This window comes from Pantoea sp. X-Soil-TKNS-1279 (assembly GCF_059730565.1).
On sequence record NZ_AP035948.1, the window covers coordinates 1482692 to 1497653 of the forward strand.

The window sequence follows — 14962 nt, forward strand, 5'->3', positions numbered from 1 at the left end:
ATGAAAAACTGGCGACGCGAGGCGGCACTGAAAATCATGCCGACGATGACGGAAAACCGGGTGCGCACCCCCTGGCGCGAGTTCTGGCGACGCTTTCGTCGCCAGCATGTGGCGCTGCTGGCGGGGGCGTTTGTGTTGTTGCTGATCGTGGTGGCCTTTATCGCCCCCTGGATCGCGCCCTTTGATGCCGAAAACTATTTTGATTATGACCGCCTGAATGAAGGCCCGTCGCTGATGCACTGGTTTGGGGTTGACTCGCTCGGACGCGATATTTTTAGCCGTGTGTTGGTCGGCACGCGCATTTCCTTAATTGCCGGTTTCTTTTCGGTAGCGATAGGGACGGTGATCGGCACCTTATTAGGTTTGCTGGCAGGCTACTACGAAGGTTGGTGGGATCGTATCACCATGCGCGTCTGCGACGTGTTGTTTGCCTTTCCGGGCATTCTGCTGGCGATTGCCGTGGTGGCGATTATGGGCAGCGGCATGAGTAACGTGATTGTCGCGGTGGCGATTTTCAGTATCCCGGCGTTTGCGCGTTTGGTGCGGGGTAACACCCTGGTGCTGAAACATCAGACTTACATCGAATCGGCGCGGAGCATTGGCGCATCGGACTGGACCATCATTATGCGGCATATCCTGCCGGGTACGGTTTCATCGATTGTGGTCTACTTCACCATGCGTATCGGCACCTCGATTATCACGGCCGCCAGCCTGTCGTTTCTTGGCCTCGGTGCGCAGCCGCCCACGCCAGAGTGGGGCGCGATGCTCAATGAAGCACGCGCCGATATGGTGATTGCCCCCCATGTGGCGATTTTCCCCAGCCTCGCCATTTTTCTGACGGTGCTGGCGTTTAATTTGCTGGGCGATGGGCTGCGTGATGCATTGGATCCGAAATTGAAAACCTGAACCAGGTGAGCAACGGCGCGATCTATCGCGCCGTTTTACCTTAAAACGTTTCCCAATTGTCATTGCCGGAGGCTGCAGGCGCCTTCAACGCGCGCGGAGCTACAGTTGGCGCTGACGGACGCACCAGCGCCGCCACCGCCTGACGTGTGCCGGTGTTAAAACGCGCTACCGCCGCAGACAAACGGCTGGCCTGTTGTTCCAGCGATGCCGACGCATTCGCCGATTCCTGCACCAGGGTGGCGTTCTGTTGCGTAACGCGATCCATCTCGTTCACCGCCTGGCCGATCTGGTCGATACCACGGCTCTGCTCATCCGATGCGGAGGCAATCTCCCCCATAATATCGGTCACGCGGGTGACGGCGCTGACGATTTCCTGCATAGTGTCGCCCGCGCTGCCAACCTGTTGTGAGCCGAGATTGACACGCTGAACCGAGTTCTCAATCAACAGCTTGATCTCTTTCGCTGCCTGTGCACTGCGTTGGGCCAGATTACGTACTTCACCTGCCACCACCGCAAAACCGCGTCCCTGTTCTCCGGCGCGAGCCGCTTCGACTGCCGCGTTAAGGGCGAGGATATTGGTCTGGAAGGCAATGCCATCAATCACGCTGGTAATATCCGCGATCTTTTTCGAACTGTCGGCGATATCGTGCATGGTTTTCACCACGCCAGCCACCACGTTGCCACCCTTATCGGCGGTATCGGAAGCGGTTCTTGCCAACTGCGTGGCCTGGCGCGCGTTATCGGCGTTTTGTTTCACGGTGGCGGTGAGCTGCTCCATACTGGCGGCGGTCTCCTCCAGTGATGCGGCCTGTTGTTCGGTACGTGAGGAGAGATCGTTATTACCGGTAGCGATTTCACTGACGCTGCTGAAGATCGCATCAGCGCTGTCACGGACATTGCTGACGGTACTGAGTAGCGCCTGTTGCATATGATTCAGGCTGGCAGCCAGCGCCGCCATTTCACTGCGGCCTTCTACGTGCAGACTGCCGGAAAGATCCCCTTCAGCAAATCGTTCCATCTGTTTTTGCAGTTGCTTCATGGGGGTGAGCAGAATACGGCGTACCAACACCCAGACTGCTGCCAGCATCAGCACCACCACCACGGCCATCACTGCAACCATAGCCAGCACACGTTGCCAGGCGCTTTCGTTTTCCGCGCTGCCTTGTGCCAGCAACTCGACGTTCTGCGCACGCCACTGCTTGTAAGCCTCTTCGAGGTCATCCTGCGCTTGCTGGGCATCAAGATTGCCATACGAAGGGTAATCATTGGCTTTCAGAAAGGTGGCGGATTGTTGCAGCAAATCCGTCATGGCGGTGAATTTTGCCTCAACAAGGGCGGCGGCAGCATCACTCTGGCCTTTGATGCGTGGCAGACTTTTGTACTGGGCAAAGTGCTGCTGCGCTTCATTCAGCGAGACGCCCGCCGCCGTGATCAATTTGTCAATCGCCGCCAGTGAGGCTGCATCGGTCTGCTTTTTCAGGATACGTATGGCGACGCGGTTAATGGTGACGCGGGTTTTTACCAGCGTTTGCCAGCCATCGGCCAGTTCGCGCTGCTGGTGGGATAATTGATCGCTGGTGGTGAAGTTACGCTGACCCGCCATGAGCGAGGTCAGAAACAGCGAGCCGGAAACGACTTGCATGGCTGTAAAGACCACCAGAATCACAATAATGGCGGTCACGACTTTCATTCTTTTAAGCATCCTGAACTCTCTGGGCAAAAGGGGCGTGTACAGAGGTTATCGGTGTAAAAGAAAGGCGCTTTACTGTCGGGGAAAAATAATTTCGGCGGAAAATGATATCCCCCATGACTGGCATGGGGGAGGAGGGATTAAACGCGTGAACCCCAAAGATCGTATTCGTCGGCGTGTTCCACTTTGACGCGTACCACGTCACCGACTTTCACCTGACGATCGCCGTTCAGGTAGACCGCACCATCGATTTCTGGCGCATCGGCCATGCTGCGACCGACCGCTCCTTCTTCATCGACTTCATCGATGATCACCAGAATTTCGCGGCCAATTTTCTCTTGCAGACGTTCAGCCGAGATCTGCTGTTGCAGCTGCATAAAGCGTTCGAAACGTTCCTGCTTCACCTCTTCCGGCACCTGATCCGGCAGCTGGTTGGCGGTCGCGCCTTCAACCGGGCTGTACTGGAAGCAGCCGACACGATCCAGACGCGCTTCTTTCAGGAAGTCGAGCAGCATCTGGAAATCTTCCTCGGTTTCTCCCGGGAAGCCGACGATAAAGGTGGAACGCAGCGTCAGTTCCGGGCAAATTTCCCGCCAGCGCTTAATACGCTCCAGCGTACGTTCTACCGCACCCGGACGCTTCATCAGCTTCAGAATACGCGGGCTGGCGTGTTGCAGCGGAATGTCGAGGTACGGCAGGATCTTACCTTCGGCCATCAGCGGAATGACATCATCCACATGTGGGTAAGGGTAGACGTAGTGCAGGCGCACCCAGACGCCAAGTTTTGCCAGTTGTTCACACAGGCTGACCATGCTGGTCTTCACCGGGGAACCGTTCCAGAATCCGGTACGATGCTTGACATCGACGCCGTAGGCGGAGGTGTCCTGAGAAATGACCAGCAGCTCTTTCACACCGGCTTCCACCAGACGTTTGGCTTCGTCCAGTACCTCGCCAATCGGGCGGCTATCAAGATCGCCACGCATTGACGGGATGATGCAGAAGGTACAGCGATGGTTGCAGCCTTCCGAAATCTTCAGGTAGGCATAGTGGCGCGGCGTCAGCTTCACACCCTGCTGCGGCACCAGGCTGAGGAACGGGTTGTGCTCTGGCTTCGGCACATAGTGATGAACGTGTGACAGCACCTGCTCGTAGCTGTGGGGACCGGTGATTTCCAACACCTTCGGGTGCACTTCGCGGATTTGATCCACTTTGGCACCAAGGCAGCCGGTGACGATCACTTTCCCGTTCTCGTTCAACGCTTCACCAATCGCTTCCAGGGATTCCTGCACGGCGCTGTCGATAAATCCACAGGTGTTAACAATGACGATCTCCGCGTCATCATAGCGTGGTACCACGTCATAACCTTCGGTACGCAGTTCCGTCAGGATACGTTCCGAGTCAACGAGGTTTTTTGGGCAGCCGAGTGAGACAAAGCCCACGCGTGGAGGATTGGTGACATGGCTCATAAGAATAAAAATTCATCATAATTAGTGTGGATAGGGGGGCGATTGTACAGGTGTCCGCGGGGAAATTGTATAGTCTGTTTTAAAGCCGCAACATGCTCAGGGTTGTCTTCACCGGGTGATTTTGCTTAAATGCCCGGTTGGTGCCTGTAAGCTATTATCGATACAAGAAAAAATTATGCAGCGCTGACGGTGAAATTGCTCACTGCCAGGGCAGAAGTGGATAATGTGAGAGCAGAGAAATGAAAGAGATCATCAAAGGTTTTCTGAGTTTTCAACAGAATGTGTTTCCTGAAAGGAAGGATCTTTTCAAAAGCCTGGCGTCCAACCAAAATCCTAAAGCCCTGTTCATCTCCTGCTCAGACAGCCGTCTGGTGCCGGAACTGGTGACACAGCAGGAGCCGGGTCAACTGTTCGTTATCCGTAATGCGGGCAATATTGTGCCATCATTCGGACCTGAGCCAGGCGGTGTATCCGCCACCATCGAATATGCCGTGGTGGCACTGGGCGTGAGCGAAATCATCATTTGCGGCCACTCCAACTGTGGCGCGATGAAAGCCATTGCCGAGTGCTCCTGCATGGATACCATGCCTGCGGTGGAACACTGGCTGCGTTATGCAGATGCTGCGCGCGCCGTCGTAGAGAACAAAAAGTACGACACGCCGGAAACCAAGCTTACTGAGATGGTGAAAGAGAACGTTATCGCCCAGCTCCACAATATCAAAACACATCCTTCTGTCGCGGTAGCGCTGCGTAAAGGTTCGCTGCGTCTGCACGGGTGGGTTTATGATATTGAGAGCGGCAAAATCATGGCGCTGACTAAAGGCGGCGATGAGTTTGTTTCCCTGTCCGATAACCCGGAAACCTGCTTCGAATAAGCCCCAGACCGCCTGTGTTGCGTCAGTAACCCAGGCGGTTGCTATTCACATTTCTTCAATTTTTCTTACTGCTCGTTACTGCTCAAACTAAGCTTGAAAAGCCATTTCTCCTCATAAGGGCTTTCGTATGCGATCACATCTCGTTGTTCCCCTGGTGACGCTGGCTTTCCTCACCGCAGGGTGTACCTCCCATGTTGCTGATACCAAACAATATTCAGGCTTTCTCGGTGATTACAGCCAGTTAAAAATGGCGGAATCGGCGAGTGGCAAACCGACGATGCGCTGGATATCGCCCGATTATCATGCGGCGAAGTATCCCAACGTCATTTATACCCCAATAGTTTATTACCCGGCGGCGCATCCGACGCAGCGTATCAGCCAGCAGACGCTGGACGCGATACGACAATATGCCGACCAAAAACTGAAAGACGGCATCGCGGTGCATAAAAATCTCGTGACCCAGAAGGGACCGAATACGATGGTGGTGAGGGCGGCAATCACCGCCGTGGGTAGCGAAAATGAGGGGGTGCAATTCTATGAAGTGGTCCCCGTTGCGGCGGTGATCGCCGGAACTATGGCCGCGACCGGACATCGTACCCAGAACAGTACGCTGTACCTCGAAGTTGAAGCCAGCGATGCGCAAACCGGCAAACCGTTGATTAAAGTGGTGCGTAAGGCCTTCGGTAAGACGCTCCCTAACAATAGCTCGCCCATCACCCTGAATGATCTGCGTCCAGGCATTGATGAAATGGTCCGTGATGCGGTTTCTTTCAGCGCGCCCTGAAATGTCCATGCCCGGGCCACCGGGCTTAATGTTTTGTAAATCCTGCACATCCTTTTTTACCGGCTGACTACCCTTAACGTCAGACGGTTAAAAAGGAGACACCCATGCGATTGATGCGTGCCGCGTTGCTGTTTGGCAGCGTGTTGAGTGGTTCCCTGCCAGCGCTGGCAGCGGATGTTCAGGTTCAGGTTTTGCAGGACCATCTGGATCACCCCTGGTCGGTGGCATTTCTGCCCGACAATCACACCTTGCTTATCACTGAACGTTCGGGTCAGTTACGCAGTTGGCAGCCTGACAAAGGCTTATCCGCGCCAATTAGCGGCATGCCAAAAGTGTGGGTGCAACGGCAGGGTGGGTTGCTGGATGTGGTGCTGGCACCGGATTTCGCACAAAGCCGCCGTGTATGGCTCAGCTATACCACGGCTGACGCGGCGGGGCGTGCGGGTGGCGTAGTCGGCTATGGTCGCCTGAGTGATGACAATCGTCAGTTGAACGACTTCCGGGTGGTGCTGGAGCAAACGCCAAAACTCTCCAGCGGGGCCAATTTGGGCACACGGCTGGCGTTCGACAAGGCAGGATTTTTATGGATTGCCTTCGGTGACAATTTTGCCAGCAGCAGCGCACAGGATCTGGACAAGCTCTCCGGCAAGATCGTGCGCCTTACGGCTGACGGTAAGATCCCGGCAGACAACCCCTTTGTGCATCATCAGGGGGCGCGTGGTGAAATCTGGTCATATGGCATGCGTAATCCACAGGGGCTGGCGTTGAATCCGTGGACGCAGCAGATGTGGGAAAGTGAGCACGGACCTCGCGGAGGCGATGAAGTCAATATCCCGGAAAAAGGCAAAAATTATGGCTGGCCGTTGGCGACCTGGGGCATTGATTACAGCGGGCAGAAAGTGCCGGAATCCAGGGGCGGCGAAGTTGCGGGCATGGAGCAGCCGGTATTTTACTGGAAGGTTTCCCCGGCCATCAGCGGGATGGCGTTTTATAACAGCGCACGTTTCCCGCAGTGGAAAAACTCGTTGTTTATCGGCGCGCTGAAGGAAAAAAGTCTGATTCGCCTGATGGTCAATGGCGAGAAGGTGGTAGAGGAGCAGCGCCTGCTGACGGAACGGGGAGAACGTATTCGCGATGTTCGTCAGGGGCCGGACGGTTTCCTGTATGTGCTGACCGACGAGCGTAACGGTAAATTATTGAAAGTGGGGCTGGCCGCGAACGCCAGTGCCCCACGCGGGTAGTTAGCGTACCCAGTTACACACTTCCCAGCCACGCTGCTGCGCTTCCTGATGCAGCAGCTGATCCGGGTTAATGACCCAGGCATGATCGGCGTGGGCCAACAACGGCAGGTCGTTCATCGAGTCACTGTAGGCCCAGGTGCGCTCAAAACGTCTCTCCTGTTGCAACGCTTTCCAGTCGCTCAATCGCGCCACTTTGCCCTCTTTGTAGGTCATGGTGCCGTAGGTCAGGCCGCTGTAGCGGTCATCGACAATCTCCACACCAATGGCCAGCGCACCATGCACGCCAAGGCGCTCGGCAATCGGTACAGCCAGGTGTTCACCGCTGGCGGTGATAATCATTACGGTGTCGCCACGTTGTTGATGCCAGTTGATGCGTTCGCGTGCGGCGGGAAAGACACGCGGCAGGATATCGCGGTGGATAAAACGCCGCACCCAGCCAGATACCGTCATGGTTGCCATTCCGGCCAGGGGGGCAAGTGTGGTGTTCATATATTCTTCAATTGAGAGCGTTCCGGCGTGATATTGGGTCATTAGCGACTGTTCGGCGCTAATCAGTTCGGCGGGGGCAAAACCCTGTGAAACCAACCAGCGCAGCCACAGGCTGGTGCTGTCTTCACAAATCAGGGTTTCGTCGAGATCGAACACGGCTAAGTCCATCATGATTCTCCTCAGGCTGACTGAAATCAGGTTAGCGGAAATTTGTGACTGGCTTAACTGATCTGCGAAAAATCGGAATTTCTCGCAATTTTTCACAGATGGCGACAGAACAAAGGTGGCAGCGCAACGGTGATGGTGCCAGGGTTACTGTAATAATTTCTAAAAAACTTTACGGTCAGACGGTTTTATTTGCTGTTGCTAAAGGGTAGCGTTTTGCCATGTGCGCGCAATGCATAAAAATCACTGTTTAACAAGGAATTTCTGGTTGCATTATGAGAAAAATCTCAATCATTTCTGTCCTGCGGCCTCTGGCTGCAACTTCTTTATTATTGTTCCTCACGCCGGTGGTAGTCTCGGCTGAAGAGGCACCCGCAGCGCCACAGATTGATGCTAAAGCCTGGGTGTTAATGGATTACAACAGCGGCAAGGTGCTCACCGAATCGAACGCCGATCAGCGTCTTGATCCCGCCAGTTTAACCAAAATGATGACCAGCTATGTCATTGGTCAGGCGTTGAAATCAGGCAAAATTCACAACGACGACATGGTGACAATCGGTCAGGATGCCTGGGCTACGGGTAACCCGAAGCTGAAAGGATCGTCGCTGATGTTCCTTAAACCCGGTGACCGCATCCCGGTTTCTGAGCTGAACAAGGGGATTGTCATCCAGTCTGGTAACGATGCCTGTATCGCGATGGCCGACTACGTCGCGGGGAGCCAGGATTCGTTTATTGGCCTGATGAACAACTACGCGAAATCCTTCGGCCTGCAAAACACCCATTTTATGACGGTGCACGGCCTCGATGCGGATGGGCAGTACAGTACTGCGCGCGATATGGCGATTATCGGTCAGCGGCTGATCCGCGATGTACCGGAAGAGTATGCGTTGAATAAAGAGAAAGAATTCACCTTTAATCATATTAAGCAGAGGAATCGTAACCGTTTGCTGTGGAGCAGCAATCTTAACGTTGACGGTATTAAAACCGGCCATACCTCGGGCGCGGGCAACAATCTGGTTTCGTCAGCGACTGATGGCGATATGCGTCTGATTTCCGTGGTCCTTGGGGCTGAAACCGATGCGATTCGCTTCCGTGAAAGTGAAAAACTTCTTACCTGGGGCTTCCGCTTTTTTGACACGGTGACACCGATTAAAGTGGATAAACCCTTTGCTCAACAGCGTGTCTGGTTTGGCGATCGCCAGGAGGTGAATCTCGGTGTGGAAAAAGATGCTTCCATTACCGTGCCAAAAGGGCAAATGAAAAACCTTAAAGCCAGTTACACCCTGACGTCGCCACAACTGGAAGCGCCGCTGAAGAAAAATCAGGTGGTGGGTACCATCGATTTTCAACTGGATGGCAAAACGGTTGATCAACGTCCGTTGGTGGTGATGGAAGATGTGCAGGAAGGGGGCTTTATCAGCCGTATCTGGGATTTCATTGTGATGAAATTCGATAGCTTGTTTGGTAAATGGTTTAACTAACCGTCATCCCGTCGCGGTGCGATTTATCACACCGCGACGGGACTCCTTATCCGCGAATCCATCCCTTACGAATCGGCAGCGCGAACAGCGCGCGGTAGATCTGATGTGTCAGCGCTAACATACGCGAACCGTAGAGCTGCCATGCGAGATGCGATGCCAGGCAGCCGAGTATGCCCACCAGAAATCCTCCCAGCATATCCAACGGCCAGTGCACGCCAAGATAAACGCGTGACCAGGCGATGGCGATGCCGGTGAGCAACAAAATCACACCCGACCATAAACGGTGCCAGCAAATGAACGCCAGCGCGAAAGTGAAAATGGTGGTGCCATGATCGCTGGGGTAGGAGTCATCGGCGGCATGCGACAGAAACTGATGGCCCAGTCCGATCACAAACGGGCGCGGATGCGGCAACAACTGACTGATGCACCAGGAGATACTCAGGGCATAAATCAGCGCCATACCGGTTTTTAATACCAGGGTGCGCTGTGAGGCCACCTGTTCACGCGGTCCCCATAGCCACAGCATCACGATCAGCAGCGGGACAATGGCGATCAAGTCGCGTGCGATAAAAGTGGCCAGGCTCAGTAACCATTCCGGTGAATTCGGCGTGGCGTTAATCCATAAAAACAGCGTGCGGTTGATCTCTTCCATTACGCTCTTCTGTTCCTCGTCTTGTTTACCCAAAAAGAAACGCCAGCAAAAATCAGCATCTGGGTCAGCCATACCCACCATCCCGCCCACAGATTGTGGGAGAAGAAGTGCGCGCCACGCATTACCTGGCCGTATCCCATCAATAATCCGAGGGCAATACCGGCCAGCAACGCCAGCAGGGCACGGAGTGGCTTCTCTGGCCACCACAGGAAAAATAACCCCATTACCGCAAACCCGCTCGACGCATGACCACCCGGGAAGCATTGACCGGGACCGCTGTTCTCAGGCACTGCGCTCAGCAGGGTAAAGTTCGCGGCTTTACCACCGAACATCGCCAGATCCCAGGGACAGGAGTGCGCGCTGTGTGCCTTCAGAATGCCGATCACCAAGGGTCCCAAGCCCAGCAGCAACGCGACCAGAACCCGCCTGCCATCACGTATCTGAATGCCACGCAACAGCATCACGACACCGCCAATGATGATTGCATCCTTCAGCAAGCGATGGTTGATCAGATCCAGCCAGCGGTTGTGTTGCCACGGGAAACGCTGGGTTAGCGGATCAAACCAAAACTGACTGATGGCGATATCAAGGCTTTCATGGCGTGACCACAACAGGAAAACCGATGCTAAAAATGCCAGCAAAATAAAGTTGATAGCGTAAAAGCGACGTGACAGCGGGTAAATAGCCGGGTTCTGAATCCTGATACGGGTTGTTGAATTGTTTAGTTTTGATGACAGCGACATGAATGTTTGCGGATAGTGAAACCAGGTGTACAGGGTCGCAATTCGCGCTTAAGAGAACCTTAAGCCACTTACGACGGGCATAAAAAAACCCGTCAGTCAGTGACTGGCGGGCTCCTCAACTTGGGGATTTCAAAGAAAAGCAGTGGCATTAATTCAGACTGCACCCCGGAAAAAAAGTTCTGGACTCAGTCGAAAAATTTTTATAAGGGCAAAATTGGCCAAATAATGACGATTAGCGTACCGGCCAGCGTCAGCAGCACGTTGGCAATCGCATAGGTTCCGGCATAGCCCAGCGCCGGAATATTGCTGCGTGCGGTGTCGCTGATAATCTCCATCGCCGGGGCGCAGGTGCGTGCCCCCATAATCGCCCCGAACAGCAGTGCGCGGTTCATTCGCAGTACATAAGCACCAAACAGGTAACAAATCACCACCGGCACCAGACTGACCAGCAGGCCACTCAGTAACATCAGCGCACCTTCACTGCCCAGCCCGTGTTGCAGGCCGCTGCCTGCGCTAAGGCCAACGCCCGCCATAAACACCATCAGGCCGAACTCTTTTACCATCGTCAACGCGCCCTGAGGGATGTAACCAAAGGTCGGATGGTTGGCACGCAGAAAGCCCAACATGATTCCGGAAAACAGGAGCCCGGCCGCGTTACCGATACCAAAACTGAAATTGCTGAACTGGAAAGTGATCATGCCGATCATCAAACCAATAATAAAGAAGGCGCAAAATGCCAGCAGATCGGTCATCTGACTATGGATGGCGATAAAGCCGATGCGATCGGCAAGACTTTTCACGCGCTTAGCCTCACCGCTGACCTGCAACACATCACCTTTGTTCAGCATGATGCTGTCATCGATCGGCATTTCAATCTGGCTGCGGATAACGCGGTTGAGGAAACAGCCATGATCGGTCAGCTTCAGATGATTGAGACGTTTATTCACCGCATTATGGTTCTTCACCACAATCTCTTCGGTCACGATGCGCATATCCAGCAGGTCACGGTCGAACACTTCTTTGCCGTTACGGAAGCTGGGATCGAGACGGGCATGGGCATCGGGATAACCCACCAGCGAAATCTCATCGCCAAGTTGCAACTGAGCATCCCCATCCGGGCTGGCAAGGATACCGTTGCGGCGCAGACGCTCGATATAACAGCCGGTCTGACGATGAATGCCCAGTTCACGCAGATTTTTGCCGCCACTCCATGCCACCAACTCTGGCCCAACGCGGTAGGCGCGGATCACCGGAAGGAAAACTTTACGCTGACTGTCAGCATCCAGACCGCGCTCACGGGCAATTTGCTGGGCGCAGGTCGGCAGGTCCTGATGTTGCAGACGTGGCAGGTAGCGTGCGCCGAAGATCAGGCTGACCAGACCGACCAGGTAGGTAATGGCATAGCCGAGACTGAGATGATCCTGCATCAGGTTCAGTTGCTGATTGTCACTGATACTATGCCGGAGCGTGTCCCCGGCACCCACCAGCACCGGTGTGGAGGTCATGGCTCCTGCCAGCATGCCAGCGGTCAGGCCAATATCCCAGCCGAACACTTTACCCAACAGCAGCGCCAGCAGCAGGGCGCTGCCCACCATCACGATGGCGAGAATAAAATAGTTTTTACCGTCACGGAAAAAGATCGAAAAAAAGTTGGGTCCCGCTTCGACGCCGACACAAAAAATAAACAGCATAAATCCGAGGCTCAATGCAGCGGTATTTATGGCGAAATGTTGTTCACCTAAAATAAGCGATACTACTAATACGCCAATGGAATTTCCGAGCTGGACAGAGCCAAGGCGTAATTTACCCAGACAGAGGCCGAGGGCTAAAACCACAAATAATAACAGGACGTCATTTCCGCTTAACAAATCTGCGACGTTAATATTCACGCTTTAACTTCTTATTTACCTGTAACATGTTGATGAAAAGGTCGTTTTTCGCTATCTTGTGGCGACCGCAGGTGCCCGTTTTGCCGAGAGGGCAGGGACCGAATTTTGAAGCGGCGTCATTCTAATCATAATTAACACCCTCAGCTATCGGCAGTTTTCATTCCTTCCGCATTCAGCTGTTTCTTTTTATTTCCACTCGTGTGCCAGGGCAGTTAAAAGTTTCAATATTGTTAACACTGAAGTTGAGGTTGGTTATGTTGCAGCGTAATAATCGCTGGCCTGCATCGGTGCTGGGCGTAACGCTATATACGCTGGTGTTTATTTTTGCCCATCATTTTTGGGTCTCACCGGGTGAAAGGTCGATAGGTGGTCAGCCAGAGTTGCTGCTGTTTCTGCTGCCGGGCATTGTGGTGGCGCTGATGCAGCCGGAAAGTCCGTTAAAAAGTACGCTGTGGGTGGCACTGGCGGGGACAGTGCTGGGTACGCTGTGGGTGTTGCTGGTGCTGAATCTGAGCCATAGCGGCTGGATGGTCATCTGGGGATTGAGTGCGCTGTTTTGGGCGGGCTGTGGCGCGCTATTGGTACGTTTGCTGCGCATCATGCTGGCGATGCGTTCATGAGGCAGGTGTAGCGGCGCGATTTATCGCGCGGTTTTCTGCTGGCAAAACCCGCGCGATAAATCGCACCGCTAAGATCTGTTATACCGCGAAATCCAGATTCTCTTTCGTCCATGCGGCGAAATCGGTATAGCCACCGATATGCTGCTGGTCGAGGAAAATCTGCGGCACCGTAGTGACCGGTTTACCCGCACGGGCTTCCAGATCGGCTTTGGTGATGCCTTCCACCTGAATGTCGACGTACTGATAATTAAAATCGTCACGTTCGGTGGTCAGTTTGGCGGCCAGTTCCTGGGCGCGTACGCAGTAAGGACAGCCGGGACGACCAAAAATCACTGCAAACATTGCTTCTCTCCTTCCGCTGCTGTTTTGTGATGAAAGTCACATCACAGCGTGAATAATGGCAGACATGATGCCCGCTAAGAAGGGTGAAAGAAAGAAGGAATTGCCTGTTGTTGTGATGCGCAGGGTCTTTAAAACTGCGCATCTGGCCCACGAAAAGTACGCCGCCATTCGCTGGGGCTGACGTTAAAACGCGCTTTAAAGCGCTGGCGAAATGAAATGGGCGACTGATAACCCGCCAGTGAGGCGACAGTCTCAATGCTGTGATCGGTGGTTTCCAGCAATTCCTGGCTGCGTCGCAATCGCTCCATATGCAGCCACTCGCCGGGCGTCATGCCGGTGGCTCTTGAGAAATGGCGAGTCAGCGTGCGTCTGCTCATGCTGACAAAGCGTGCCAGTGCAGCGATATCATGCGGCTTATCAAGGTTGTGGCGCAAAAAATCGATCAGCTCGTTGATCTGACTGTCTCGTGTGGAATCGGGCACCACGCGTTCAAAACGGGACAATCACGATATCAGCATTGGCAAGGGACTCCAGGCCTTGCCCGACATGGATGGAGAGGCCGTTTTCAGAGGCGATCACCCCAGGCTGCTCAGCGGCAATATCCACTTTAAACAAACCTTCCTGAGGCATGGCTTTACCAAATACCATCAACGGTACAGAAAAGTGGAACGGGCTAAATCCCCGACTGGCCACCACCACCACACGCAATGCAGGCATCGTTCCCACTCCAGATTAAAAGCTCAGGGTTTCACCATCGTCTGGCACCAGGATCTGATGTTCAAGTCCCTGCCCGGCAGCAAATTCACGCAGTTCCTTGCGACTCAGCAGACAATGATTCACCGCTTCCATATGGGAGGCCACAATCATGGCGGTAGGCAGTCGCTGATGGGTGCGCAACGCATCCTCTTTGCCCATGATGATCGCGCCGAGACCGTCCAGCGTAGCGCAACCGATATTCAATACAATGACTTCCGGTGTAAAGGTGTTCAGGCTATCGACATAGGGTTTTACCCAGACGGTATCACCCGCAATATACAGCGTTTGTTCGTTTTCATGACGGAAAACCAGGCCGCAGGCATCGCCGAGACGTTCCGCCACGGCGGGGATCGCATAAGCCTCATCGCTACCGTGCTGCCCATCGGTTTTACTGATAATGATACCCGCAATATTGTTTTCCGCGGCCAGTGCCTGCACCTGGCTAAAGCCCTGTGAACGCAGTAGGGTGGCATCCTGTTCATTTTGGGTGTAGATGAGGCGGTCTTTGGAAATCCGCTGCTGCGCGGCCTCATCCCAGTGATCCTGATGGGTATGGGTGACAATAATGATATCGACATCAAGTAGCTCATCGATGCTCAACGGCAACGGAACCAGCGGGTTACGCAGATGGGCGCGGGCCGAACCCGGGAAGCCGGGCCATGCGTCTTTATCAGCGAACATGGGATCGATCAGGAAGCGCACACCGGCATACTCGAGTTTTAAGGTTGCGTTACGAACCTGGGTCAGTTTCATGTTTTATTTCTCCGACAATATTGAGCTGTCAGTATAAAAATTCCCCTTGCTGGCAGTGAGTCGGCACAATGCCATCCTTCGATGGAAAAGGGTCACATTAAGCCACCGGA

14 protein-coding genes and 1 pseudogene are annotated in these 14962 nt (G+C 54.1%); 6 read left to right on the forward strand and 9 right to left on the reverse strand.

Annotated elements, in window-relative coordinates:
• Positions 1-906 (forward strand): glutathione ABC transporter permease GsiD, encoded by a 906-nt coding sequence (gene gsiD, locus AC6I8N_RS06915; protein WP_021182551.1) that lies wholly within the window; start codon positions 1-3, stop codon positions 904-906.
• A gap of 40 nt (positions 907-946) precedes the next feature.
• Here the strand turns inward: gsiD and AC6I8N_RS06920 are convergent, their stop codons facing one another.
• Both AC6I8N_RS06920 and rimO read right to left on the reverse strand, forming a co-directional pair.
• Positions 947-2608, reverse strand: coding sequence for a methyl-accepting chemotaxis protein (locus AC6I8N_RS06920; protein WP_497830345.1), 1662 nt, complete (start codon positions 2606-2608; stop codon positions 947-949).
• A 128-nt stretch (positions 2609-2736) separates the two neighbouring features.
• Positions 2737-4062 (reverse strand): 30S ribosomal protein S12 methylthiotransferase RimO, encoded by a 1326-nt coding sequence (rimO, locus tag AC6I8N_RS06925; RefSeq protein ID WP_021182553.1) that lies wholly within the window; start codon positions 4060-4062, stop codon positions 2737-2739.
• A gap of 239 nt (positions 4063-4301) precedes the next feature.
• Between rimO and AC6I8N_RS06930 the strand changes: the two genes are divergently transcribed.
• From AC6I8N_RS06930 to AC6I8N_RS06940, 3 genes are all read left to right on the forward strand, one after another.
• The gene (locus AC6I8N_RS06930) at positions 4302-4937 is read left to right on the forward strand and encodes a carbonic anhydrase (RefSeq protein ID WP_021182554.1); all 636 of its coding nucleotides are present in this window, start codon (positions 4302-4304) and stop codon (positions 4935-4937) included.
• A 127-nt stretch (positions 4938-5064) separates the two neighbouring features.
• Positions 5065-5721, forward strand: a complete 657-nt coding sequence (locus tag AC6I8N_RS06935; protein ID WP_021182555.1) for a DUF3313 domain-containing protein — start codon at positions 5065-5067, stop codon at positions 5719-5721.
• Between the two features lie 104 nt (positions 5722-5825).
• Complete coding sequence (locus AC6I8N_RS06940; RefSeq protein ID WP_497830346.1) at positions 5826-6962, forward strand: PQQ-dependent sugar dehydrogenase; 1137 nt, start codon at positions 5826-5828, stop codon at positions 6960-6962.
• On the opposite strand, the gene AC6I8N_RS06945 is transcribed toward AC6I8N_RS06940, so the two are convergent.
• Positions 6963-7619 (reverse strand): HAD family hydrolase, encoded by a 657-nt coding sequence (locus AC6I8N_RS06945; RefSeq protein WP_208725504.1) that lies wholly within the window; start codon positions 7617-7619, stop codon positions 6963-6965.
• Positions 7620-7891: 272 nt separating this feature from the next.
• Here AC6I8N_RS06945 and AC6I8N_RS06950 point away from each other — a divergent pair, with 272 nt between their 5' ends.
• Positions 7892-9097, forward strand: a complete 1206-nt coding sequence (locus AC6I8N_RS06950; RefSeq protein WP_497830347.1) for a serine hydrolase — start codon at positions 7892-7894, stop codon at positions 9095-9097.
• A 46-nt stretch (positions 9098-9143) separates the two neighbouring features.
• Here the strand turns inward: AC6I8N_RS06950 and ybjG are convergent, their stop codons facing one another.
• From ybjG to AC6I8N_RS06965, 3 genes are all read right to left on the reverse strand, one after another.
• Positions 9144-9749 carry an undecaprenyl-diphosphate phosphatase gene (gene ybjG / locus AC6I8N_RS06955; protein ID WP_497830348.1) on the reverse strand — a complete coding sequence of 202 codons (606 nt, stop codon included), beginning with the start codon at positions 9747-9749 and terminating at the stop codon, positions 9144-9146.
• Positions 9749-10492 carry a phosphatase PAP2 family protein gene (locus AC6I8N_RS06960; RefSeq protein ID WP_497830349.1) on the reverse strand — a complete coding sequence of 248 codons (744 nt, stop codon included), beginning with the start codon at positions 10490-10492 and terminating at the stop codon, positions 9749-9751. Before AC6I8N_RS06960 ends, ybjG begins: the two co-directional genes overlap by 1 nt.
• Positions 10493-10692: 200 nt before the next feature.
• Positions 10693-12381, reverse strand: a complete 1689-nt coding sequence (locus tag AC6I8N_RS06965) for an aspartate:alanine antiporter (RefSeq protein WP_036624566.1) — start codon at positions 12379-12381, stop codon at positions 10693-10695.
• Between the two features lie 254 nt (positions 12382-12635).
• Between AC6I8N_RS06965 and ybjM the strand changes: the two genes are divergently transcribed.
• A complete protein-coding gene (ybjM, locus tag AC6I8N_RS06970) occupies positions 12636-13001 on the forward strand; it encodes an inner membrane protein YbjM (protein WP_021182563.1) in 366 nt (121 codons plus the stop codon).
• A gap of 78 nt (positions 13002-13079) precedes the next feature.
• Here ybjM and AC6I8N_RS06975 read toward each other — a convergent pair whose 3' ends face one another.
• From AC6I8N_RS06975 to AC6I8N_RS06985, 3 genes and pseudogenes are all read right to left on the reverse strand, one after another.
• A complete protein-coding gene (locus tag AC6I8N_RS06975; protein ID WP_013508468.1) occupies positions 13080-13343 on the reverse strand; it encodes a GrxA family glutaredoxin in 264 nt (87 codons plus the stop codon).
• A 128-nt stretch (positions 13344-13471) separates the two neighbouring features.
• Positions 13472-14060, reverse strand: a pseudogene (locus AC6I8N_RS06980) (GlxA family transcriptional regulator).
• A 15-nt stretch (positions 14061-14075) separates the two neighbouring features.
• On the reverse strand, positions 14076-14852 hold the full coding sequence (locus tag AC6I8N_RS06985; protein WP_497830350.1) for an MBL fold metallo-hydrolase: 777 nt from the start codon (positions 14850-14852) through the stop codon (positions 14076-14078).
• Between the last annotated feature and the right edge of the window lie 110 nt (positions 14853-14962).